Origin of the sequence: Streptomyces sp. 7-21 (genome assembly GCF_016741785.1) — a bacterium.
Taxonomy (GTDB): Bacteria; Actinomycetota; Actinomycetes; order Streptomycetales; family Streptomycetaceae; genus Streptomyces.
Genome location: NZ_JAERRL010000020.1, coordinates 51,828 through 74,310 on the forward strand (window position 1 = coordinate 51,828; position 22,483 = coordinate 74,310).

Annotated in this window: 19 protein-coding genes and 1 pseudogene; 15 read left to right on the plus strand and 5 right to left on the minus strand. The window is 74.3% G+C overall.

The features are described from left to right. The first annotated feature begins 160 nt into the window (after nt 1-160). From JK356_RS20555 to JK356_RS20600, 11 genes and pseudogenes are all read left to right on the plus strand, one after another. On the plus strand, nt 161-2,026 hold the full coding sequence (locus tag JK356_RS20555; protein WP_201870202.1) for a DUF5941 domain-containing protein: 1,866 nt from the start codon (nt 161-163) through the stop codon (nt 2,024-2,026). After that, nucleotides 2,023-2,778, plus strand: coding sequence for a sugar phosphate nucleotidyltransferase (locus tag JK356_RS20560; RefSeq protein ID WP_201870173.1), 756 nt, complete (start codon nt 2,023-2,025; stop codon nt 2,776-2,778). Before JK356_RS20555 ends, JK356_RS20560 begins: the two co-directional genes overlap by 4 nt. Next, a complete protein-coding gene (locus tag JK356_RS20565; RefSeq protein ID WP_201870174.1) occupies nt 2,766-3,827 on the plus strand; it encodes an iron-containing alcohol dehydrogenase family protein in 1,062 nt (353 codons plus the stop codon). The genes JK356_RS20560 and JK356_RS20565 overlap by 13 nt, the downstream gene beginning before the upstream one ends. After that, complete coding sequence (locus JK356_RS20570; RefSeq protein ID WP_201870175.1) at nt 3,805-4,590, plus strand: CDP-alcohol phosphatidyltransferase family protein; 786 nt, start codon at nt 3,805-3,807, stop codon at nt 4,588-4,590. The genes JK356_RS20565 and JK356_RS20570 overlap by 23 nt, the downstream gene beginning before the upstream one ends. A 20-nt stretch (nt 4,591-4,610) precedes the next feature. After that, a complete protein-coding gene (locus JK356_RS20575) occupies nt 4,611-5,483 on the plus strand; it encodes a glycosyltransferase family 2 protein (RefSeq protein WP_201870203.1) in 873 nt (290 codons plus the stop codon). 147 nt (nt 5,484-5,630) lie between these two features. Then, nucleotides 5,631-6,545 (plus strand): ABC transporter permease, encoded by a 915-nt coding sequence (locus JK356_RS20580; RefSeq protein WP_201870176.1) that lies wholly within the window; start codon nt 5,631-5,633, stop codon nt 6,543-6,545. Then, a pseudogene (locus JK356_RS20585) lies at nt 6,532-7,329 on the plus strand (ABC transporter ATP-binding protein); the annotation flags it as partial. The gene JK356_RS20580 and the pseudogene JK356_RS20585, both read left to right, overlap by 14 nt. A gap of 104 nt (nt 7,330-7,433) precedes the next feature. Further along, entirely contained in the window at nt 7,434-8,342 is a 909-nt protein-coding gene (hpnC, locus tag JK356_RS20590) for a squalene synthase HpnC (protein WP_201870178.1), read from the plus strand. A 10-nt stretch (nt 8,343-8,352) separates the two neighbouring features. Next, nucleotides 8,353-9,282: a presqualene diphosphate synthase HpnD gene (gene hpnD, locus JK356_RS22095; protein ID WP_307815806.1), complete on the plus strand. Its 930-nt coding sequence runs from the start codon at nt 8,353-8,355 to the stop codon at nt 9,280-9,282. Then, nucleotides 9,279-10,673, plus strand: coding sequence for a hydroxysqualene dehydroxylase HpnE (gene hpnE / locus JK356_RS20595; protein WP_307815807.1), 1,395 nt, complete (start codon nt 9,279-9,281; stop codon nt 10,671-10,673). The genes hpnD and hpnE overlap by 4 nt, the downstream gene beginning before the upstream one ends. Beyond that, complete coding sequence (locus JK356_RS20600; protein WP_307815808.1) at nt 10,670-11,722, plus strand: polyprenyl synthetase family protein; 1,053 nt, start codon at nt 10,670-10,672, stop codon at nt 11,720-11,722. Before hpnE ends, JK356_RS20600 begins: the two co-directional genes overlap by 4 nt. Before the next feature lie 58 nt (nt 11,723-11,780). Here JK356_RS20600 and JK356_RS20605 read toward each other — a convergent pair whose 3' ends face one another. After that, nucleotides 11,781-12,578 carry a tyrosine-protein phosphatase gene (locus JK356_RS20605; RefSeq protein ID WP_201870180.1) on the minus strand — a complete coding sequence of 266 codons (798 nt, stop codon included), beginning with the start codon at nt 12,576-12,578 and terminating at the stop codon, nt 11,781-11,783. A 76-nt stretch (nt 12,579-12,654) separates the two neighbouring features. Beyond that, nucleotides 12,655-13,638, minus strand: coding sequence for an aldo/keto reductase (locus tag JK356_RS20610; protein ID WP_201870181.1), 984 nt, complete (start codon nt 13,636-13,638; stop codon nt 12,655-12,657). Nucleotides 13,639-13,704: 66 nt separating this feature from the next. Here JK356_RS20610 and JK356_RS20615 point away from each other — a divergent pair, with 66 nt between their 5' ends. From JK356_RS20615 to JK356_RS20625, 3 genes are all read left to right on the plus strand, one after another. Beyond that, entirely contained in the window at nt 13,705-14,376 is a 672-nt protein-coding gene (locus JK356_RS20615) for an alpha-ketoglutarate-dependent dioxygenase AlkB (RefSeq protein WP_201870182.1), read from the plus strand. Between the two features lie 177 nt (nt 14,377-14,553). Then, nucleotides 14,554-15,816, plus strand: coding sequence for a sensor histidine kinase KdpD (locus JK356_RS20620; protein ID WP_201870183.1), 1,263 nt, complete (start codon nt 14,554-14,556; stop codon nt 15,814-15,816). Continuing rightward, nucleotides 15,807-16,355 carry a GAF domain-containing protein gene (locus tag JK356_RS20625; protein WP_307815811.1) on the plus strand — a complete coding sequence of 183 codons (549 nt, stop codon included), beginning with the start codon at nt 15,807-15,809 and terminating at the stop codon, nt 16,353-16,355. Before JK356_RS20620 ends, JK356_RS20625 begins: the two co-directional genes overlap by 10 nt. On the opposite strand, the gene metG is transcribed toward JK356_RS20625, so the two are convergent. After that, nucleotides 16,352-18,088 carry a methionine--tRNA ligase gene (metG, locus tag JK356_RS20630; protein WP_201870184.1) on the minus strand — a complete coding sequence of 579 codons (1,737 nt, stop codon included), beginning with the start codon at nt 18,086-18,088 and terminating at the stop codon, nt 16,352-16,354. The genes JK356_RS20625 and metG overlap by 4 nt on opposite strands. Nucleotides 18,089-18,276: 188 nt before the next feature. Between metG and JK356_RS20635 the strand changes: the two genes are divergently transcribed. Next, nucleotides 18,277-19,434, plus strand: coding sequence for an anhydro-N-acetylmuramic acid kinase (locus tag JK356_RS20635; RefSeq protein ID WP_236671663.1), 1,158 nt, complete (start codon nt 18,277-18,279; stop codon nt 19,432-19,434). A gap of 4 nt (nt 19,435-19,438) precedes the next feature. On the opposite strand, the gene JK356_RS20640 is transcribed toward JK356_RS20635, so the two are convergent. Both JK356_RS20640 and JK356_RS20645 read right to left on the minus strand, forming a co-directional pair. Next, nucleotides 19,439-21,601 (minus strand): bifunctional diguanylate cyclase/phosphodiesterase, encoded by a 2,163-nt coding sequence (locus JK356_RS20640; RefSeq protein WP_201870186.1) that lies wholly within the window; start codon nt 21,599-21,601, stop codon nt 19,439-19,441. Beyond that, a complete protein-coding gene (locus JK356_RS20645) occupies nt 21,598-22,407 on the minus strand; it encodes an SAM-dependent methyltransferase (protein ID WP_201870187.1) in 810 nt (269 codons plus the stop codon). The genes JK356_RS20640 and JK356_RS20645 overlap by 4 nt, the downstream gene beginning before the upstream one ends. Nucleotides 22,408-22,483 lie beyond the last annotated feature (76 nt).

Here is a 22,483-nt window from a genome sequence, read left to right on the forward strand (position 1 = left end):
GACCGCTCGCGTAGGGTCACCACCGTCCCGCGGTTCCCGCGCTCGTGAACACCAGGTTTCCTGGTCCCGACGCGATTCTTGCCGCAGGGTAGTCATCAGATAATCTCTGCCCGTTGTGCAGTCCGCATCAGCGTGGTGCTGCCCCAAGGAGTGAACAGACCTGCCGACCGCGATCCTCACCGGCCCGCCCCCGCCAGGAGACCGGCTCGGGGACGACCTGCGGGCCCTGGGCTTCCGCGTCACCGTGGCCGAGGGGCAGCACGCCCTGCCCGGCCTCCTCGCCGGCCTGCCCGCGGGTGAGCGCGTCGCGCTCGTCGACCCCGGCTTCGTCGGCCACCGCCACAGCCTCCGGCTGGGCCTGACCGACCCGCGCTTCGACGCCGCCGCCATCCCCGGCGCCCTGAGCGTCACGGCGCGCCACCGCCAGGCGCTCGCCGACGCCTGCCGGGACCTGGACACCGGAACCGCTCCGGGCACCGCCCCGGCCGGGCCCGCCGTCGTCTCCGGCGCCGCCTGCCTGCCGGACGCCCTGGCCGCCCGGCTCGAGGAAAACGGCACCGGGATCCACCGGCCCAGCCTCGGCCCGCTGGTCGCCGCCGTCCCCGCCACCGGCGAGGAGCGCGCCCGTGCCGAGGCCGCGCTCGCCGCCACCGACGAGGAGGACGTGCGGCTGCGCAGCGCGGTCAAGTCCCGTGACGGCTTCTTCACGACGTTCTGCGTCAGCCCCTACTCCCGCTACCTGGCCCGCTGGTGCGCGCGCCGGAACCTCACCCCCAACCAGGTCACCACCGCCTCGCTGCTCACCGCGCTGGCCGCCGCCGCCTGTGCCGCCACCGGCGCGCGGGCCGGCTACGCCGCCGCGGCCGTGCTGCTGCTCCTCTCCTTCGTCCTCGACTGCACCGACGGCCAGCTGGCCCGCTACAGCCTCCGCTACTCCCGGCTCGGCGCCTGGCTCGACGCCACGTTCGACCGCGCCAAGGAGTACGCCTACTACGCCGGTCTCGCCCTCGGCGCCGCGCGCTCCGGCGACGACGTATGGGCGCTCGCCCTGGGCGCCATGGTGCTGATGACCTCCCGGCACGTGGTGGACTTCGCCTTCGCCGAGTCCCGCGCCGGAACCGCCGCGGCCGAGGAGAACGCCGCCAGCGCCGCCACCGGGGCCGCCGCGCTGTCCGGACGGCTGGACCGCATCGGCTGGACGGTGTGGGCCCGCCGCATGATCGTGCTGCCGATCGGCGAGCGCTGGGCCCTCATCGCGGTCCTCACCGCGCTGACCACGCCCCGCGTCACCCTGACCGTCCTGCTGGCCGCCGGCGGCTTCGCCGCCTGCTACACCACGGCGGGGCGGCTGCTGCGGTCGCTGCCGGCGCTGCGGCGCCGGGAACGGCGCCACGGCGGCGCCCCCGGCGCGCTCGCCGCCCTGGCCGACGCCGGCCCGCTCGCCGGGGCGCTCGGCCGCCTCGCCCCCCGGGCCGCCCGGCCGGTTCTCGCCGCCCCGCTGTGGGCGCTCGCCGGCGCGGCGGCGCTGCTGGCCGTGCCGCCGCTCACCGGCACCACCGGCGGCTGGGCCATGACCGCCCTCGCCCTGTGCTATGCGCTGGCCACGGGCCTGGCGGTGGCGGCGCCGCTGGACCGCCCCCTGGACTGGCTGCTGCCGCCGGTCTTCCGCGCCGCCGAGTACGGCGCGGTGCTGCTCCTCGCCGCGCACAGCGAGGTGAAGGGTGCGTTGCCCGCTGCTTACGTCCTGGTGGCGGCTTGCGCCTACCATCACTACGACACGGTGTACCGCCTGCGCGGCGGCGCCGGGGCGCCCCCGCGCTGGCTGGTCCGGACCACCGGCGGCCAGGAGGGCAGGGCCCTGGCGGTCACCGCCGCGGCTGCCCTCTGGGGCGGCGGGCAGGGCTTCACCGTCGCGCTGGCGGTCCTCGGCGGGACCGTGGCGACTGTGGTGCTGGCCGAGAGCATCCGGTTCTGGGTCTCGGCTCACGCACCGGCCGTACACGACGAAACAGGAGTACCCGCATGATCGGCCTCGTACTGGCCGCCGGCGCCGGCCGGCGCCTTCGCCCCTACACCGACACCCTGCCCAAGGCGCTGGTGCCGGTCACCGGCGCGGACGGCGCCGGGGAGGCCAGAACGGTCCTCGACCTCACGCTGGCCAACTTCGCCGAGGTCGGGCTGACCGAGGCGGTGATCGTCGTCGGCTACCGCAAGGAGGCCGTCTACGAGCGCCAGGCCGAGCTGGAGCGCCGGTACGGCGTGCGGCTGAGCCTCGTGGAGAACGACAAGGCCGAGGAGTGGAACAACGCCTACTCCCTGTGGTGCGCCCGTGACGTCCTGCGGGAGGGCGTGATTCTCGCCAACGGCGACACCGTGCACCCGGCCTCCGTCGAGAAGACCCTGCTCGCCGAGCGCGGCTCCGGCCGCGGCATCGTGCTGGCGCTGGACACGGTGAAGACCCTCGCCGACGAGGAGATGAAGGTCGTCGCGGACCCCGAGACCGGGGTGCGGCGCATCACCAAGCTCATGCCGCCCGAGGAGGCCACCGGCGAGTACATCGGCGTCACGCTCATCGAGCCCTCGGCCGCCGGGGAGCTGGCGGACGCGCTGAAGGCCACGTTCGAGCGCGATCCCCAGCTGTACTACGAGGACGGCTACCAGGAGCTGGTGGACCGCGGCTTCCGCATCGGCACCGCCGCCATCGGCGACGTCAGCTGGGTCGAGATCGACAACCACGACGACCTGGCCAGGGCAAGGGAGATCGCGTGCCGGTACTGACCCGCCTCATCCCCTCCCCGGTCTCGGTGGACATCGCCGCCGGAGCCCTGGAGAACCTCGCGGGTCTGCTGGCCGACCAGCGCATCTCCACCTCCGGCCGGCTGGCCGTCGCCATCAGCAACGGCTCGGGAACCGCGCTGCGTGAGCGGCTGGCCCCGGCCCTGCCGGGTGCTGACTGGTACGAGGTCGCCGGCGGCACCATCGACGCCGCCGTCCAGCTGGCCGACGCGATGCGCACCGGTCACTACGACGCGGCCGTCGGCTTGGGCGGCGGCAAGATCATCGACGCCGCCAAGTACGCGGCGGCCCGGGTCGGGCTGCCGCTCGTCGCCGTGGCGACCAACCTCGCCCACGACGGCATCTGCTCGCCCGTCTCGACGCTGGACAACGACGCGGGCCGCGGCTCCTACGGCGTGCCCGCGCCGATCGCCCTCGTCGTCGACCTCGACGTCATCCGCCAGGCGCCGCTGCGGTACGTCCGCTCCGGCATCGGAGACGCCCTGTCGAACATCTCGGCGCTCGCCGACTGGGAGCTGTCCCACCGCGAGACCGGGGAGCAGATCGACGGCCTCGCCGCCGCGATGGCGCGCCAGGCCGGCGAAGCGGTGCTGCGCCACCCGGGACACTGCGGCGACGACGACTTCCTCACCGTGCTCGCCGAGGCGCTCGTGCTCTCTGGCCTCGCCATGTCCATCGCCGGGCACAGCCGCCCGTCCTCCGGCGCCTGCCACGAAATCTCGCACGCCCTGGACCTGCTGTACCCCAGGCGCTCGGCGCCCCACGGCGAGCAGGTCGGCATCGGCGCCGCCTTCGCCACGCACCTGCGGGGCGACACGCAGCGGGCCACGCTCATTGCCGAGACGCTGCGGCGGCACGGCCTGCCCGTCACGCCCGAGGAGATCGGCTTCGGACCCGAGGAGTTCACCGAGGCGGTGGCGTTCGCGCCGCAGACCCGCCCCGGCCGCTACACCATCCTCGAGCACCTCGACCTGACCACCGACGAGATCAGAGACGCGTACGCCGACTATGTCAAAACCATCGGTAGCTGAACTACGGCCGGTCGTGCACCCGCCGGGCACCACCGACCGGCGCAGCGGTGAGCACTGGGCCGGGCGCCTGTACATGCGGGAGGTGTCCCTGCGCTGGACCCGGCACCTGGTGGTGACCAGGATCACCCCGAACCAGCTCACGTACCTGATGGTTCTCGCCGGCGTCGCCGCGGGCGCCGCGCTGCTGGTCCCCGGCATCGCCGGGGCGGTGCTGGCGGCGCTGCTCATCCAGCTGTACCTGCTGCTGGACTGCGTCGACGGCGAGGTGGCCCGGTGGCGCGGCCAGACCTCGGTCACCGGCGTCTACCTCGACCGGATCGGCCACTACCTGGCAGAGGCCGCCCTGCTGGCCGGCTTCGGGCTGCGCGCGGCCGACGTCTTCGCGGTGGAGGAGGACGCGGCCAACTGGCTGTGGGCCTTCCTGGGCACCGTCGCCGCCCTTGGCGCGATCCTGATCAAGGCCGAGACCGACCTGGTCGACGTCGCCAGGTCCCGGGCCGGGCTGCCGCCCGCCGGGGAGCGGGCGGCCGTGCCGCGCTCGCCGGGGATGGCGCTCGCGCGCCGCGCCGCCGCGGCGCTGCGGTTCCACCGGCTGGTCGGCGGCGTGGAAGCATCGCTGCTGATTCTGCTGGCCGCCGTGCTCGACCTCATAGGGGGAGAGCTGTTCTTCACCAGGTCCGGCGTGGCTCTGCTCGCCGCCATCGCCGTCGTGCAGACCGTACTGCACCTGGTGTCCGTCCTGGCTTCGAGCAGGCTGCGGTGAGCGCGGTGGGTACGGCGCAGCTGAAGCTCGGCGCGGTCATCCTGACCATGGGTGACCGTCCCAAGGAGCTGCGGGCCCTCCTGGAATCCGTGGCCCGGCAGGAGGGCGAGCCGATCGAGGTGGTCGTCGTCGGCAACGGCTCGGACCTGCCGGACCTGCCCGCGGGCGTGCGCAGCATCGAGCTGCCGGAGAACCTCGGCATCCCGGGCGGGCGGAACGTCGGCATCGAGGCGTTCGGCGCGGGCGGCAGCGACGTGGACGTGCTGCTCTTCCTCGACGACGACGGCGTGCTGCCCGACACGGCCACGGCCGAGGCGGTGCGGGCCGCGTTCGAGGAGGACCCGCGGCTGGGCATCATCAGCTTCCGCATCGCCGACCCGGTCAGCGGCACCACGCAGCGCCGCCACGTGCCCCGGCTGCGCGCCTCCGACCCGCTGCGCTCCTCGGACGTCACGACGTTCCTGGGCGGCGCCAACGCGGTCCGCACGCAGGTTTTCCAGCAGGTCGGTGCCCTGCCCGGCAGCTTCTTCTACGCGCACGAGGAGACCGACCTGGCCTGGCGCGCCCTCGACGCCGGATGGCGTATCCAGTACCGGGGAGATCTCGTGCTCCATCACCCGGCCACCCCGCCGTCCCGGCATCCGCTGTACCACCGGATGACCGCCAGGAACCGCGTATGGCTGGCCCGCCGCAACTTGCCGCTGCCGCTGATCCCCGTTTACCTGGGCGTCTGGCTGCTGCTGACCCTGGCCAGGCGGCCGTCGTGGTCATCGCTGAAGGCGTGGCTGCGCGGCTTCGCCGAGGGCTGGCGCACGCCGTGCGGGCCGCGCCGGCCCATGCGCTGGCGCACGGTGTGGCGCCTGACACGGCTGGGCCGGCCGCCCATTGTCTGAGCGGTGACCCCGAAGGAGCGGGGGCCTGCCGCAGCGCGATAAGTACCCTGATAGAACTTGCGCCACAAGGAAGCCAGCAGGCCATCCAGGGGCTGCCGGTACCCGCCGCGGGGCCGGCGGATTCCCCCCGAGGACGAGAGATACAAGGTGAGTCAGACAACGCAGGACAGTGCGCCCCTACGCGAAGAGTCACTGGCCCAACTGGCGGCCCGGCACGGACTCACCGTGAGCGGAGCCCGCCCCCCGCTGCCCGCCTACGTGCGGCAGCTGTGGGGGCGCAGGCACTTCATCCTCGCCTTCTCGCAGGCGAAGCTGATGGCGCAGTACAGCAAGGCCAGGCTAGGCCAGGTCTGGCAGGTCCTGACCCCGCTGCTGAACGCCTTTGTGTTCTTCCTGATCTTCGGCGTCCTGCTCGGGGCGCGCGGCGGGATGAGCAACGAGGACTACATCCCGTTCCTGGTCACCGGTGTGTTCGTGTTCGCCTTCACCCAGAGCTCGGCGATGGCCGGGGTGAAGTCGATCAGCAACAACCTGGGCCTGGTGCGGGCGCTGCACTTCCCGCGGGCGTCGCTGCCGATCTCCTTCTGCCTCCAGCAGCTCCAGCAGCTGCTCTACTCGATGATCGTGCTGCTGGCGATCATGCTCGGTTTCCAGCACTTCCCGGACTGGTCCTGGCTGCTGGTGGTGCCGGCCCTGGCGCTCCAGTTCCTCTTCAACGCCGGGCTCGCCATGATCCTCGCGCGCTGGGGCAGCTCCGTCCCCGACCTCGCGCAGGTGCTGCCGTTCGTGCTGCGGACCGTGATGTACGCGTCGGGCGTGATGTTCCCGCTGCGCTACATGGTCACCCAGCGGGCGGAGGGCCCGGAGTGGGTGGCGGATATCCTGGCCGCCAACCCCGCGGCGGTCTACATGGACCTGATGCGCGCCGCGCTGATGGACGGACCGTACCCGGCCACGGTTCCCGGGTACACCTGGCTCTACGCGATCGGCTGGGCGCTCGTCATCGGCATCGGGGGCTTCATCTACTTCTGGCAGGCGGAGGAACGCTATGGCCGCGACTGAACCGAACGTCCCTCCCGCGGCGGAGACCGAGGAACGCGTCCCCACCGTCATCGCGGACGACGTGCACATCGTTTACCGGGTCTACGGCGCCAACAGCAGGGGCAACCCCGCCGCCGCCCTGGCCCGCATGCTCCGCGGCCAGCGGCGCGGCCCCCGCGTCCAGGAGGTCCACGCGGTGCGCGGCGTCAGCTTCGTCGCCTACCGGGGTGAGGCCATCGGGCTCATCGGCTCCAACGGTTCCGGCAAGTCCACGCTGCTGCGCGCCATCGCCGGCCTGATCCCGCCGGAGCGCGGCAAGGTCTACACCGACGGCCAGCCGTCGCTGCTCGGCGTCAACGCCGCGCTGATGAACGACCTGACGGGCGAGCGGAACGTCGTGCTCGGCGGCCTGGCGATGGGCATGTCGCGGGAGGAGATCCGCGAGCGCTACCAGTCGATCGTCGACTTCTCGGGGCTGAACGAGAAGGGGCACGACTTCATGCGCGCCCCCATGCGCACCTACTCGTCCGGCATGCAGGCCCGCCTGCGGTTCTCCATCGCCGCGGCCAAGGACCACGACGTGCTGATGATCGACGAGGCGCTGGCCACCGGCGACCGGATGTTCCGCAAGCGCTCCGAGGCCCGCATCCGGGAGATGCGCGCCGAGGCCGGCACCGTCTTCCTGGTCAGCCACAGCAACAAGTCCATCCGCGACACCTGCAACCGCGTGCTGTGGCTGGAGAACGGCGAACTCGTCATGGACGGCCCCACCGAGCAGGTGCTGAAGGCCTATGAGGAGCACACCGACGCCGCCGGGCCACGCCGCCCCAAGCAGCGTGTCCGGAAGCGCGACCCTGAGAACGCGCGGTAGAAAGACCGTATGACGGCAACGGCGACGGCGGGCGTCCCGTGACGCCCGCCGCGGCCAGCCAGCACTCCCAGGCGGTGCTGGCCAAGGCCGCCCACGAGAACTTCCCGGTGGCTCCCCGGTTCCTGCCGCGGGCCTGGCGCGACGACCTGATGGCCGTCTACGGCTTCGCCCGGCTCGTCGACGACACCGGCGACGGCGACCTGCCCGCCCGCGCTCAGGCCGCCGCGCTGCTGGGCCTGCCGCCGGAACACGCCGGCGAGCCGCTCGCCCTGCTGGACGCCCTCGAGGCCGACGTCAAGCGGCTGTTCGCCTGCGCGCGCGGCGGCGAGCCGCCCCGCCATCCGCTGGTGCGCGACCTGATCCCCGCGGTCCGCCGGGCCCCGCTCACCCCCGAGCCGTTCCTGGCGCTCATCGAGGCGAACCGGATCGACCAGCGGGTCCACCGCTACGAGACCGCCGCCGGGCTGCTGGAGTACTGCGAGTACTCCGCCAATCCCGTGGGCAGGCTGGTGCTCACCCTCACCGGCACCGCCACCCCCGAGCGGGTGCGCCGCTCCGACGCCGTGTGCACCGCGCTCCAGCTCGTCGAGCACACCCAGGACATCGCCGAGGACCTGGCGCGCGGCCGGATCTACGTGCCCGCCGAGGACATGCGCCGGTTCGCCGTCACCGAGTCCGACCTGGCCGCCACCACGGCGAACGCCTCCGTGCGCACCCTGGTGGCATACCAGACAGAGCGGGCACGTAGGCTGCTCGACGAGGGCGCGTCCCTGGTGGGGAGCGTCCACGGGCGGCTGCGGCTGCTGCTCGCCGGGTTCGTCGGCGGCGGCAGGGCGGCCGTACGAGCCATCGCCGACGCCGGGTACGACGTCCTCGCCGGCCCGCCCAAGCCGACCAGAGGCGGCCTGCTGTACGCGGCGGCCACGACACTGCGACGAGGAACGTGAGCGTTACGCCGTGACCACCAGCCTTCCGCTGCCCCCCGCCGTCGCCGCCGCCTACCGCTACTGCGAGGCCGTCACCGGGCTTCACGCGAAGAACTTCGCCTACGGCATCCGGCTGCTGCCCGCCCCCAAACGCCAGGCGATGTCCGCCGTCTACGCCTTCGCCCGCCGGGTCGACGACATCGGCGACGGGCCGCTCGACACCGCCGTCAAGGAAACCCGGCTGGCCGAGACCCGGGCCGCGCTCGACCGGGTGCGCGCCCAGCAGGTACCCGAGGACGACACCGACGCGGTGGCCGTCGCGCTCAGCCACGCCGCGCGCCGCTTCCCCCTGCCGCTCGGCGCCTTCGACGAGCTGATCGACGGTGTGCTGATGGACGTGCGCGGGCACACCTACGAGACATGGGAGGATCTGCGGTTCTACTGCCGCTGCGTGGCCGGGGCGATCGGAAGGCTGTCGCTCGGCGTCTTCGGCACCGTGCCCGGCCGGGGCGACACCGGCCGCGCGGCGGAGTACGCCGACACGCTCGGCCTCGCGCTCCAGCTGACGAACATCCTGCGCGACATCCGCGAGGACGCCCTGAACGGCCGGACGTACCTGCCCGCCGAGGATCTCGCCAAGTTCGGCTGCGAGAACGGCGTCCACCACCGGCCGCCTGCCCCCGGCGCCGACGTCGCCGGCCTCGTGCGGTTCCAGGTGCGGCGCGCCCGGGGCCTGTTCGACGAAGGGCTGCGGCTGCTGCCGCTCCTCGACCGCCGCTCGGGCGCCTGCACCGCCGCCATGGCCGGCATCTACCACCGGCTGCTCGACCGCATCGACAAGAACCCGATGGCGGTGCTCCGCGGCCGCGTGTCGCTGCCGGGGCTGGAGAAGACCCTGGTCGCCGTCCGGGGCCTGACCGGGCTCGACGCCCGCCGCGCCGCGCGGCGGGGGACCGCGTGACCGCCCGGGCGGTGGTCGTCGGCGGCGGCCTCGCCGGCACCGCCGCGGCACTGGCGCTGGCCGACCGCGGCGCCGCCGTCACGCTCGTCGAGGCCCGGCCGCGCCTGGGCGGCCTGGCGTTCTCCTTCCGCCGCGCCACCGCCGCCGGCCAGCTGCACGTCGACAACGGCCAGCACGTCTTCCTGCGCTGCTGCACCGCCTACCGGGCCTTCCTCGGCCGCATCGGCGCCGCGCACCTCGCGCCGCTCCAGCACAGGCTCGACGTCCCGGTGCTCGACGCCGCGAGCGGCCGGCTCGGCCGGCTCGGCCGCACCGCGCTGCCCGTGCCGCTCCACCTGGCCGGCGCGCTGGCCCGCTACCCGCACCTGACGCCCGCCGAGCGGGTGGCCGCCGCGCGGGCCGCGCTGGCGCTGCGCCGCCTGGACCCCGGCGACCCGGCCCTCGACGGCCAGGACTTCGCCTCCTGGCTGCGCCGGCACGGCCAGACCCCCCGCTGCGTCGAGGCGCTGTGGGACCTGGTGGGCGTCGCCACGCTCAACGCCCGGGCCGGGGACGTCTCGCTGGCCCTGGCCGCCAAGGTCTTCCGCACCGGCCTGCTGACCACGCCGGGCGCCGCGGACATCGGCGTGCCCGCGGTGCCCCTGGGCGAGCTGCACCACACCCGCGCGCTGACCGCGCTGGAACGCGCCGGGGTACGGGTACTGCTCGGCGCCCGCGCCCGCGGCCTGGAGCGCGCGGCCGGCGGCTGGCACGTCACCGTGACGCCGCGCGGCGGCGACCCCGAGCGTCTCACCGCCGGCAGCGTCGTGCTGGCGACGCCGCCCGCCGAGGCGCACCGGCTGCTGCCCGGCGGTGCCCTGCCCGACCCCGGCGCGCTGACCCGCATCGGCAGCGCGCCGATCCTGAACGTCCACGTCGTCTACGACCGCCCCGTGCTCCGCCGCCCCTTCTTCGCCGCGCTGGGCAGCCCTGTGCAGTGGGTCTTCGACCGCACCGGCCCCTCCGGCCTCGGCGGCGGCCACCAGTACCTGGCGGTGTCGCAGTCGGCGGCCCACGACGAGATCGACCTGCCGTCCGCGGTGCTGCGCAAGCGGTACCTGCCCGAGCTGGAGCGGCTGCTGCCTGCCGCAGCGCGGGCGCGCGTCGTCGAGGCGTTCGTCACCCGCGAGCGGGCCGCCACGTTCGCGCCCGCCCCCGGGGTCGGGCGGCTGCGGCCCGGCCCCGTGACCCGGGCCCCCGGCCTGTACCTGGCGGGGACGTGGACCGACACTGGCTGGCCCGCCACCATGGAGGGCGCCGTGCGCAGCGGACTCGCCGCGGCCAAGGCGGCGGCCCGCCACGATCCGGCCCCTGCGCGAGGCCCCGGCACTACTCTTAAGGAGAGCGCGTGAATCCCCGAACGGACGGTGCCGTCACCGCACTGCTGGACCGAGGACGGACCCTGACGGACCCGGCCCTGCGCGAGGCGGTCGGCCGCCTCGCCGCCCCCATGGACACCGTGGCCGCGTATCACTTCGGCTGGATCGACGAGAAGGGCAGGCCCGCCGACGCCGACAGCGGCAAGGCGGTACGGCCGGCGCTGGCGCTGCTGTCCGCCGAGGCGGCGGGCGCCAGCGCGGAGGCGGGCGTGCCCGGCGCGGTCGCCGTGGAACTCGTGCACAACTTCTCGCTGCTGCACGACGACCTGATGGACGGTGACGAGCAGCGGCGCCACCGCGACACCGTGTGGAAGGTGCACGGCCCCGCCCAGGCGATCCTCGTCGGCGACGCGCTGTTCGCGCTCGCGGGCGAGGTCATCCTCGAGGCCGGCGGCCCCCACGTCTCCCGCGCCGCCCGGCTGCTGACCACCGCCAGCCGCCGCCTCATCGACGGCCAGGCCCAGGACATCTCCTTCGAGCACCGCGAACGCGTCGGCGTCGAGGAATGCCTGGCCATGGAGGGCAACAAGACCGGCGCCCTGCTGTCGTGCGCCGCCGCCATCGGCGCGGTGCTGCGCGGCGCCGACGAGGACACCGCCGCGGCGCTCGCCGACTACGGCGAGCACCTCGGGCTGGCCTTCCAGGCCGTCGACGACGTCCTCGGCATCTGGGGCGACCCCCGGTCCACCGGCAAGGCCACCTGGAGCGACCTGCGGCAGCGCAAGAAGTCGCTGCCCGTGGTCGCGGCCATGGCCGCGAGCGGGCCCGCCGCCGAGCGGCTCACCGCCCTGCTGATGGCCGACGCCAAGAAGTCGCAGGAGGAGTTCGAGGACTTCGACGAGGAGTCCTTCGCCACGCGCGCCGCCCTCATCGAGGAAGCCGGCGGCCGTACCTGGACCGAGGCCGAGGCGCGGCGGCAGCACGACGCCGCGGTGGCCGCGCTGCGCCGGGTGCCGCTGCCCGCCGCCGTCGCGCGCCAGCTGGAGGAGCTGGCCGACTTCGTCGTCATCCGCCAGCGGTGACGTCCCGGGCCCGGTCCCGGGCCCGAACGCAGGAACGGGACCGGGACCGGGGCCGCAGTCATGCCGTCAGCAGGTCCTCCCGGAGCCGCTGCCGCGCCGCGTCCGTCAGCCCGAGCACCTCGGTGAGATAGCGCTCCGGGCCGCCGAAGCGCACGTCGATCTCGTCGAAGGCGGCGTCGAGATACGCCGTCCTGGCGTCGAACAGCGGCGCCACCAGCCGCCGCGCCTCGGCCTCCTCCTCCGGCGCGTCCGGCGCGGTGCGCCGCAGCCGGTACCGCCGGTGCGGGGCGTTCGACTTCAGGTAGTCCGCCACGATGGCGTCGCGCTCCACGCCGAGGGCGAGCAGCACGATCGCTATGGCCAGGCCCGCCCGGTCCTTGCCGGCCGCGCAGTGCAGCAGCGCCGGGGTCCCGCCGGCGGCCAGGTCCCGCAGCATCCGGCCGTGCTCCCCGGTGCGGTCGCGCACCATGGCCCGGTACGTCTCCAGCATGCTGGCCTCGGCCCGGCCTCCGGCCAGCGCCGCGCGCAGCTGGGGCATCGTCCCCTCGCGCAGGGTCCGCCAGAACTCCTCGCCGTCCGCGGCGTCCGACAGCGGGAGAACCACGTGCCGCACCCCGGGCAGCGGCACGTCGGGACCCTCCAGCGCGCGGTCCGCGTCATTGCGGAAGTCGAAGACCGTCCGCAGCCCGAGCCCGGCGAGGAACTCCTGGTCGGCAGGGGTCGCCTCGGCCAGATGGCCGCTGCGGAACAGCCGCCCCGGCCGCACCCGCGCGCCGCCCGGACCCGGCAGCCCGCCCAGGTCGCGGAAGTTGCGCACCCCGGTCAGCGGGCTGTCGGCCGCGTCCTCCCCGGTCATCTCCGCACCCCTTCGCCTGGTGTTTCGCCTGGTGTTTCGCCTGGTTTTCCTCGCCTGGTCCGTTCGCCCCGCCGCCTCACCACCGGGAGTGGAGGTGCGGCCGGAACCGCCGGTCGTACAGCTCCTCGATGGCGGCGAGGGTTCCGGGCGGCAGCGGGGGCAGGCTGGCCGCCGCCGCGTTCTGGCGGGCCTGGTGCGGCGACCGCGCCCCGGGGATCACCGTCGTCACCCCCGGCTGCTGGATCACCCAGCGCAGCGCCGCCTGCGCCGGGGCCGTGCCCTCCGGCAGCAGCGCCGCGAACTCCGCGGCCGCCTCCACGCCCGTGGCGAAGTCCACGCCGGAGAACGTCTCCCCCTGGTCGAAAGCCTCGCCGTTGCGGTTGAACGTGCGGTGATCGTCCGCCGGGAACGAGGTGTCCTTGGTGTACCGGCCCGACAGCAGGCCCGAGGCCAGCGGCACCCGCGCGATGATGCCGACGCCCGCCTCGCGCGCCGCGGGCAGCACCCGCTCCAGCGGCTTGCGCCGGAAAGCGTTGAGGATGATCTGCACGCTCGCCGTACCCGGCCGGGCGATCGCCGTCAGCGCCTCCTCGCAGGTCTCCACGGACACGCCGTACGCCGCGATCCGCTTCTCCGCCACCAGCGTGTCCAGGGCGTCGAACACCGCGTCCGAGGAGAACACCGGCGTGGGCGGGCAGTGCAGCTGCACCAGGTCCAGGGTGTCGACCCCGAGGTTCTCGCGCGACTGGTCGGTCCAGGCGCGGAAGTTGTCCAGCGTGTACACCGACGGGTCCTGCGCCACCCGCCGGCCCATCTTGGTCGCCACCATCACCCCCGCGTCCGGGCGGGCGCGCAGGAACCGGCCGATGAGCCGCTCGCTGCGCCCGTCGCCGTAGACGTCGGCGGTGTCGAAGAACGTCACCCCCGCGTCGGCCGCCGCCTCCAGCACGGCCAGTGCCTCCTCATCGCTGACCGCGCCCCAGTCGGCGCCCAGCTGCCAGGTCCCCAGGCCGATGACGGAGGCCGTCCGGCCGATTCTGTCGAATGCGCGCTGCTCCATGCCGGCATTCTCGCAGCCGGCCCCGGCGCGGGCGGGGCCCGGGCGGCCGGGCAGGATGGGGCAGAGATGGACGACGGACTCTTCCCGGCCGGTGCCCGCGAGGTCGCGCCCGGCGCCGTGCACCTGCCCGGCTGGCTGACCGCCGCCGGGCAGCGCGGGCTGCTGGCCGCCTGCCGCGCGTGGGCCCGGCCGCCCGCCGGGCTGCGCACCGTGCGCATGCCGCGCGGCGGGCAGATGTCCGTGCGCCAGCTCAGCCTGGGCTGGCACTGGTACCCGTACGGCTACGCGCGCACCGCCGTGGACGGGGACGGCGCGCCGGTCAAGCCGTTCCCGGCGTGGCTGGGGGAGTGGGCGCGCCGGGCGGTGCGCGACGCCTTCCCCGGCGGCGTCCCGGGCGGCGACGGTGCGCCGTTCGACGTCGCCCTCGTCAACCACTACCGGCCCGGCGCCCGCATGGGCATGCACCGTGACAGCGACGAGCGGTCGAGCGAGCCGGTGGTCTCCTTCAGCCTGGGAGACACCTGCGTCTTCCGCTTCGGCACCGCGGAGGGACGGGGCCGGCCCTGGACGGACGTGGAGCTGCGCAGCGGCGACGTGTTCGTCTTCGGCGGGCCGGCCCGCCTGGCATACCACGGGGTGCCCCGCACCTGGCCCGGCAGCGGCCCCGGCTGGCTCGGCGCAAGCGGCCGGGTCAACGTCACCGTCCGTGCCTCGGGCATGGACCGGTCCGCCGGCTGACGCCGGGTGCCGCCGCCTCGCTGCCCCGACGTCACGCGCTGGTCAAGCGGCCGTCGCCCGGCCTCACTCATTGGGGGGTGGCGCGGGCTGGCGATATCGGGAACTGTACGGAAAGGCCCGAGTCTTGGCGCATAGCGTGGCATCGGCACCCCATCGCCCCGATCCCCGAGGACGCCGATGCCCGCACACCCCCCTCCTGGCGCCCGTCCCGCCTCCCGGCCCACCCGGCCGCTCCTGCTGCTCGCCGTCGCTCCCGCCGCGCTCGTCGCGCTGCTGGCGGCCACCGCCGTCCTGTGCGTCCTGGCCGCCGGCCCGGACGCGCCGCCCGCCGCCCGCTGGGGCATCCTGGCGGGCGCCGCCCTGCTCACCGGGGCGGTGGTGGCCGGCGCGGCCGTCGCCGCCGCGAGCGAGAGCGGCACCCAGGCCGCGCTGCTGGCCGGCCTGAGCCGCCAGGCCGCCCGCGGGCGCGTCGAACTCGACGCCCTGCTGCGGAAACTGGAGCGCGGCGAGCCCGTCACCGCGCCGCCGCAGCCGCCGCTGGCCGACCCGCCGCACGACGCGTTCGACCAGCTCCGCCAGGAGATCACCGCCAGCCGCCAGGCGGCGGGCGCCGCCGTCGCCGAGGCCGCCGCGCTCGCCGGCCGGTCCCAGGCGCCCGGCGGCGCGGACCGCACCGACGTCTTCGTCGACCTCGCGCGCCGCGTGCAGTCCTGCGTGCACCGCCAGACCGACTACCTGGCGGAGATGGAGGATGAGGTGGAGGACCCCGGCCTGCTGAAGTTCCTGCACCACATCGACCACCAGGCCGCCCGCATCCACCGCCACGCCGAGAACCTCGCCGTCCTGGGCGGCGCCGTCTCCCGCCACCCGTGGACGCGGCCCGTCAGCGTCGGCGAGGTGCTCCGTTCCTGCGCCGCCGAGGTCGAGCACTACGCCCGGGTCCGGCTCGCCGCGCCGCCGCCGTTCACCGTCCGGGGCCACGCCGCCGCGGACCTCGCCCACCTGCTGGCCGAACTGGTCGAGAACGCCACCCGGTTCTCCGCCCCGCAGACCCAGGTCGAGGTGCGGGCGCTGCCGGTGGCCGCCGGGCTCGCCGTCGAGGTCGACGACCGGGGCCTGGGCATGACCGCGGCCGAACAGGGCCGCATGAACGCCCTGCTCGCGGGCGCCTCGCACGCTGACGCGGCCGAGCTGCTGCAAACGGGCCGCGTCGGCCTGGCCGTCGTCGCCACACTCGCCCGCCGCCACGGCGTCACGGTGCGGCTGCTCAGCAACGTCTACGCCGGGGTCCGGGCCGTGGTGACCGTGCCCCACGACGTGCTGGGCCCCCGGCTCGACGTGTACGGGGCGGGGGAGGGCGGCGCCCCGGTCAGGCCGCACCCGTTCGGCGCGCCGCCCGTCGCGGCGCGCGAGTCCGTCACGGAGCCGCCGTGCCACTGACCGCGTACCACCGGCACACCAGCCGGCTGGTTCTCGTCCCCGAGGACCCGGACGCGCCGCTGCGCGCCCAGCGGCTGCGGGAGCTGGGCATCGGCCCGGAGCCGCTGCGCGCGTGCGACGAGGCGGCCCGCCGCCTGGCGGAGGAGACCGGCGCGCCGTGCGCCGTCGTCACCCTCGTCGACGCGGCGCAGCAGTTCTTCGCCGGGCTGCACGCGCCGCCGGGCATGGTGCGCGGCAGGACCATGGCGCGCGAGTACGGCTTCTGCCCGTACGTGGTCGCGCGCCGCCGGGCGCTCGTCCTCGACGACGTGCGGGCCTACCCGCGGTTCGCCGGGAACCCGCTGGTGGAGGCCGCCGGGATCCGCGCGTACGCCGGCGCCCCGCTGCTCGACCCGTCGGGCATCGCGCTCGGCACGCTCGCCGCGGTCGACCACACGCCGCGGCCGTGGGGGCGCGAGGGCCTGGCCGCCGCCAAGAGCGGAGCGGCCAGGCTGACCGGCCAGCTGCTTGAGCAGGCCCGTGACCTGGGGCCCGGTTAGTCGGAGTCGGCGCCGAAACGCTCGCGGTAGGCGGCCAGGTCGTCCTCGGTGATCTTGGTGAACAGCACCGGCGGCACGGTGAACGGCGTCCCCGCGGGGATCGCGTCCAGCGCGCGGGCCTGGCCGGGCGTCACCCACCGCTGCGCGGGGCCCGCGGGCGAGTCCTCCGGCAGCGTGAACACCCCGCGCAGGGCGGCGGCGGTGAACGGGATGAACGGCTCGGAGACCACCGCGTAGACGTGGATGAGGTTCATCGCGGTGCGCAGCGTCAGGGCCGCCGCGTCCCGGTCCGACTTGATCTCCAGCCAGGGCGCCTTCTCCTCCAGGTAGGAGTTCCCCGCGCTCCACAGCGCCCGCAGCGCGAACGCGGCCTTGCGGAACTGGAGAGCCTCCATGTGCTCCTCGTACTCCGCCAGCAGGCGCGCGATCTCCTCGCCGAGCCGCCGCTCCGCGTCCCCGGCCTCGTGCCCGGCGGGCACCTCCTCGCCGAAGCGCTTGCGGGAGAACGACAGCACCCGGTTGACGAAGTTGCCCAGGGTGTCGGCCAGGTCCTTGTTGACGACCGAGGAGAACAGCTCCCACGAGAAGGAGACGTCGTCCGACTCCGGGGCGTTCGCCATCAGGAAGTACCGCCAGTAGTCGGCGGGCAGCAGCTCCAGGGCGGTGTCGGCGAAGATGCCGCGGTTCTGCGACGTGGAGAACTTGCCGCCGTAGTACGTCAGCCAGTTGAACGCCTTGATGTAGTCGACCTTCTTCCACGGCTCCCGGGTGCCCAGCTGCATCGCCGGGAACATCACGGTGTGGAACGGGACGTTGTCCTTCGCCATGAACTCCGTGTAGCGCACGGAGCCGTCCGCGTCGTACCACCAGGAACGCCAGTCGCGTTCCTCGCCCTCCCCGGCGGCGTCCGCCCACTCCTTGGTGGCACCGATGTAGCCGATGGGGGCGTCGAACCAGACGTAGAAGACCTTGCCCTCCTCCGCCAGCCGCGGCCAGGTGTCGGCGGGCACCGGCACGCCCCACTCCAGGTCGCGGGTGATGGCGCGGTCGTGCAGCCCCTCGGTGAGCCACTTGCGGGCGATCGAGGACGCCAGCGTCGGCCACTTCCCGCCCTCGGCCTGCACGAACCGCTCGACCTCCGGCTCCAGCTTCGACTGGAGCAGGTACAGGTGCGCCGTCTCCCGCACCTCCAGCTCGGTGCTGCCGCTGACGGCCGACCGCGCGTCGAGCAGGTCGGTCGGGTCGAGCACGCGCGTGCAGTTCTCGCACTGGTCGCCGCGCGCCGACTCGTAGCCGCAGTGGGGGCAGGTGCCGACGATGTAGCGGTCGGGCAGGAACCGGCCGTCGGCCAGCGAGTACACCTGCCGCGTCGTCCGCTCCTCGATGAAGCCGTGTTCCGCCAGGCGCCGCGCGATGTGCTGCGTGATCTCGACATTCTGCGGTGACGAGGTGCGGCCGAAGTAGTCGAAGGCCAGGCCGAAGCCGTCGTAGACCGCCTTCTGCGCGTCGTGCTGCCGGGCGCAGAACTCCGCTACCGGCAGCCCGGCCTCCTTCGCCGCCAGCTCCGCCGGGGTGCCGTGCTCGTCCGTCGCGCAGATGTACAGCACCTCGTGGCCGCGCTGCCGCAGATACCGGGCGTAGACGTCGGCGGGGAGCATCGAGCCCACCATGTTCCCCAGGTGCTTGATCCCGTTGATGTAGGGCAGCGCGCTGGTGATGAGGTGTCGGGCCATCCTCGGATGCTCCAATGTGTAAGAAGGACGAAGAACCGGGCCGCGCGTGTGTGCCACGCGGGAGCGCCCACGAGCACGGAGCGTGACAGGTCACCGTTATGGGCCCCACTCATCCTACCGAGCACACGGGTGGCCACTTCACCGAGCTTCCCGGCGGCCCGGCCGGCGGCGCGTGCACGGTCATCGGCATGCTCAGCGGCACCTCGCACGACGCGGTGGACGCCGCCGCGGCCACGCTGTGGTTCGAGGAGCCCGACACCGTGGTGCTGCGGCCGCTGGGGGCGCGCGGCGAGCCGTTCCCGCCCGGCCTGCGCGACGAGGTGGCCGCCTGTCTGCCGCCCGCTGCCACGTCCGCCGCCGCGCTGTGCCGCCTCGACACCCGCCTCGGCCGCTTCTTCGGGGAGGCCGCCGCCCGCGCCAACGCCGAGCTGGCCGGAGGCCGCGCCGGGCTGGTCGCCTCCCACGGCCAGACCATCTACCACTGGGTGGACGGCGGGCGGGCGCACGGCACGCTCCAGCTCGGCGGGCCCGCCTGGATCGCCGAGGCCACCGGGCTGCCCGTCGTCTCCGACCTGCGCACCCGGGACATCGCGCGCGGCGGGCACGGGGCGCCGCTGGCCGCCATGCTCGACGCGCTGTGGCTGCCCGGCGACGGCCGGCGGCGCGGCGCCCTCAACCTCGGCGGCATCGCCAACCTCACCATCCCGGGGGACGACGGCGGCCCGCCGCTGGCGTACGACCTCGGCCCGGCCAACGCGCTGCTGGACGCGGCCGTGGCCGAGGCGACCGGCGGCGCCGCGCGCATGGACACCGGCGGCGCCAGGGCGGCGCGCGGCCGTGTCGACGCCGCGCTGCTGGCCGCCCTGCTCGCGGAGCCCTACTACCGGCTGCCGCCGCCGAAGTCCACGGGCAAGGAGCTGTTCCACGCCGGCTACCTGCGGCGCCACACCGAGGGGCGCGCGCTGGCGCTGGACGATCTGGCCGCCACGCTGACCGAGCTGACCGCCCGCCTCGTCGCCGACGCCTGCCGCGCCCACCGGCTGGAGGAGCTGGTCGTCTCCGGCGGCGGGGTGCGCAACCCCACGCTGATGGCGCGCATCGGCGCCCTCGCCGCCCCCGCCCGCGTCACTACCTCTGCCGCGCACGGGCTGCCGGCGGACGCCAAGGAGGCGTACCTGTTTGCCCTGCTGGGCTTCCTCAGCCTGCACGGCCTGCCCGGCAGCCTGCCGTCCGCCACCGGCGCCCGCGCCCCCGCGCTGCTGGGGTCGTTCACCCCGGGCGCCGGGCCGCTGCGGCTGCCGGAGCCGCGCGGCCGCCCGCCCCGGCGGCTGCGGGTCGCGGCCTGACGGCCTAGACGGCCTGCGGCAGCCGCTCGGGCGGGCCCGGCCTGGCGTAGTACCAGCCCTGCGCCGTGTCGCACCCCAGCTCCCGCAGCTGGGACGCCTGCGAGGAGGTCTCCACGCCCTCGACCGTCACCGACAGCTGGAGGGTGTGCGCCAGCGAGACGATGCCCTCCACGATCTTCAGGTCGACCGGGTCCGCCGGCTCCTGCTGGAGCCCTTCGGTGAAGGAACGGTCCAGCTTGAGCGTGCTGGCGGGCAGGTGGCGGAGGTTGGCCAGGTTCGAGTAGCCGGTGCCGAAGTCGTCCAGGGCGATGCCCACGCCCAGGTCCGCCAGCTCGCGCAGCGGTTTGAGCTCCTGCTCGTCCGCCTGGATCATCGCCGTCTCCGTCACCTCCAGGCACAGCGCGTCCGGCGGCAGCCCGGCCTCCTCCAGCACCGTGACGGTGTCCTCGACCAGGTCCGGATGGTGGAGCTGGCGGGGCGAGAGGTTGACGTTGATCTTCAGCGGGCGGTGGCCCCCGATCCGGCTGACCTGCCACCGGCGGGCCTGGCGCACCGCTTCCTGGAGCACCCAGCGGCCCAGCGGCACGATCAGCCCGGTGTGCTCGGCGAGCGGGATGAACCGGTCGGGGCCCAGCACGCCGTGGCGCGGATGGCTCCACCGCACCAGCGCCTCGGCGCCCTCCAGGCTGCCGTCCTCCATCTTCACCAGCGGCTGGTACTCGATGAAGAACTCGCAGCCCCGCAGCGCGGCGGGCAGGTGGTGCGTGAGGTGGTGGCGGCTGATGGCGCGCGCGTCGGCGTCGGGGTCGGCCAGCACGTACCGGTTGCCGCCCTCCGCCTTGGCGCGGTACATCGTGATGTCCGCGCTGCGCAGCACCTCCGCCGAGGTGAGGTCCTTGGCTGGGCCCTCGACCACGCCGATGCTGGCGCGCACCATCAGCTCGCGCTCCCCGACGGAGACGGGCGTGGACAGCGCGTCCAGGGCGCGCTCGGCCAGCGCCGTCACGGCGGCGGGCGAGGACGGGTTGGTCACCAGGGCCACGAACTCGTCGCCGCCGATGCGGGCGAGCATCTGGCCGGGGCCCGAGGCACAGGCCTGGAGCCGCTCGGCGACCCCGATCAGCAGCTGGTCGCCCATGGCGTGCCCCAGGCTGTCGTTGACCGCCTTGAAACCGTCAAGGTCCAGGTAGCACAGGCCGATCCGGGAGCAGCCGGAGCCGGGGGCGAGGGCCTGTTCGAGCCGCTCGAAGAAGAACGAGCGGTTGGGCAGGTCGGTCAGCGCGTCGTGGGTCGCCTGGTAGCGCAGCCGCAGGTTCAGCAGGCGGCGCTCCGAGATGTCCTCCAGCATCGCCAGCATGTACCGCGGGTTGCCCTCGGCGTCGCGCAGCAGCGAGACCGTCAGGTTGGTCCACAGCACCGTGCCGTCGGGCCGGGCGTAGGGCTTCTCGACCTGGTAGTGGTCCCGCTCGCCGTTCATCAGCTCCCGCTGCATGCGCCACACCTCGGGGGAGTCGTCCGGGTGCGTCCACTCCAGGACGTTGCGGCTGCGGACCCGGCTGGCGCTGCCGAACATGCGGCCCAGGGCGCTGTTGACATCGAGGATGTTGCCCGCCATGTCGGCGATGCCGATACCGAGCGCCGCGTCCTTGAACACCGCCCGGAAGCGGGTCTCGCTCTCGTGGAGCGCGCGGGCGATCTCGGTCTGGGCGTCGAGCGCCGCGCGGGAGAGCGCCTCCTGCTCCTTGCGGGTGCGTTCGCGCAGCGCCTGGGCGAAGCCCTCGGCGAGCGCGTGCTGGAGCCGCACGCACCGGTTGCGGGCCCGGTCCTGGCCGAGCGCGGCGTCGGCTCCGCAGCTGGCCGCCAGGCGGGTGTCGAGGACCTCAAGCACCCGGGGCAGGATCTCGGGTGCGGTGCAGTGGGCCCGCACCAGCTCCTGGCCGACGGCGTGTCCGGGGGAGGGGTCGAACGGGTCGGCGCGCAGCGCTGAGGCGAGGCGCCCGGCGAGCGCCGTGAGCAGGTCCTTGAACTCCGCGCGGGTCATCGAGGTGGCCGTGCCGGGGTAGACCGCGCGGCACCACGTCTCGGCGAAGGCCGCGAGGCGGTCCGGCGTCTCGCCGTGGCAGCCGTCGCCGGGATGCGCGGGCGGCTGGGTTGCGGATGAAGTCACGCCTTGCGCCCTACTCCCGCCAACCCGTTGAAGACCACGGGATCCTCGTCCTCGAGCGGGCTCTCGGGGCGCCACTCGGGGGGCGTGACCAGGCCCGGCTCCACGAGCGTGAAGCCCTCGAAGAAGCGCGCGATGTCGTCGCGGGACCGCAGTTCCAGGGTGGAGCCGCCGCGCCGGTAGACGTCGGTGACGGCGGCGCCCCGCTTGCGCGTGCCGGGATCGGATGCCGCGGCGTGGGTGATGACCAGGTAGCTGCCGGGGGCCAGCGCCTGGCGGTACTCGGCGAGCACCTCGTACGGCCGGTCCTCGTCCCGCATGAAGTGCAGCAGCGCGACCAGCAGCAGGGCCACGGGGCGGTCGAGGTCGAGCAGCCGGGAGACGGGCTCGCTGTCCAGGATGGAGCGGGGCTCGAGGAAGTCACCCGCGACGACGCCGGTGCGGGGATCGTCGCCGAGCACCGATTTGCTGTGGGCGACGGCGACCGGGTCGTTGTCGACGTAGACGACGCGCGCCTGGTCGCTGGCTTCCTGCGCGATCTCGTGGACGTTGCCGAACGTGGGGATGCCGGAGCCGATGTCCAGGAACTGGGTGATGCCCTGGGATATCAGGTACCGCACGGCACGGCGCATGAAGGCGCGATTGGCCTGCATGACCTTGGGGAGCCCGGGGAACACCGCCATGGCCTTCCTGGCGGCCTCCCGGTCCACCTCGAAATTGTGTGAGCCTCCGAGGTAGTAGTCGTACATGCGGGAAACGCTCGGCACGGAAAGATCGATTCCCGGCGGCGCCCAGGCGGGTCGTTCCACGGCGTCTCCAATGTTCCCTGCATATGCGCGAATTGGCCCCCCGGTGCTTGAGGGTACTGATCCACCGCTTGGTCTG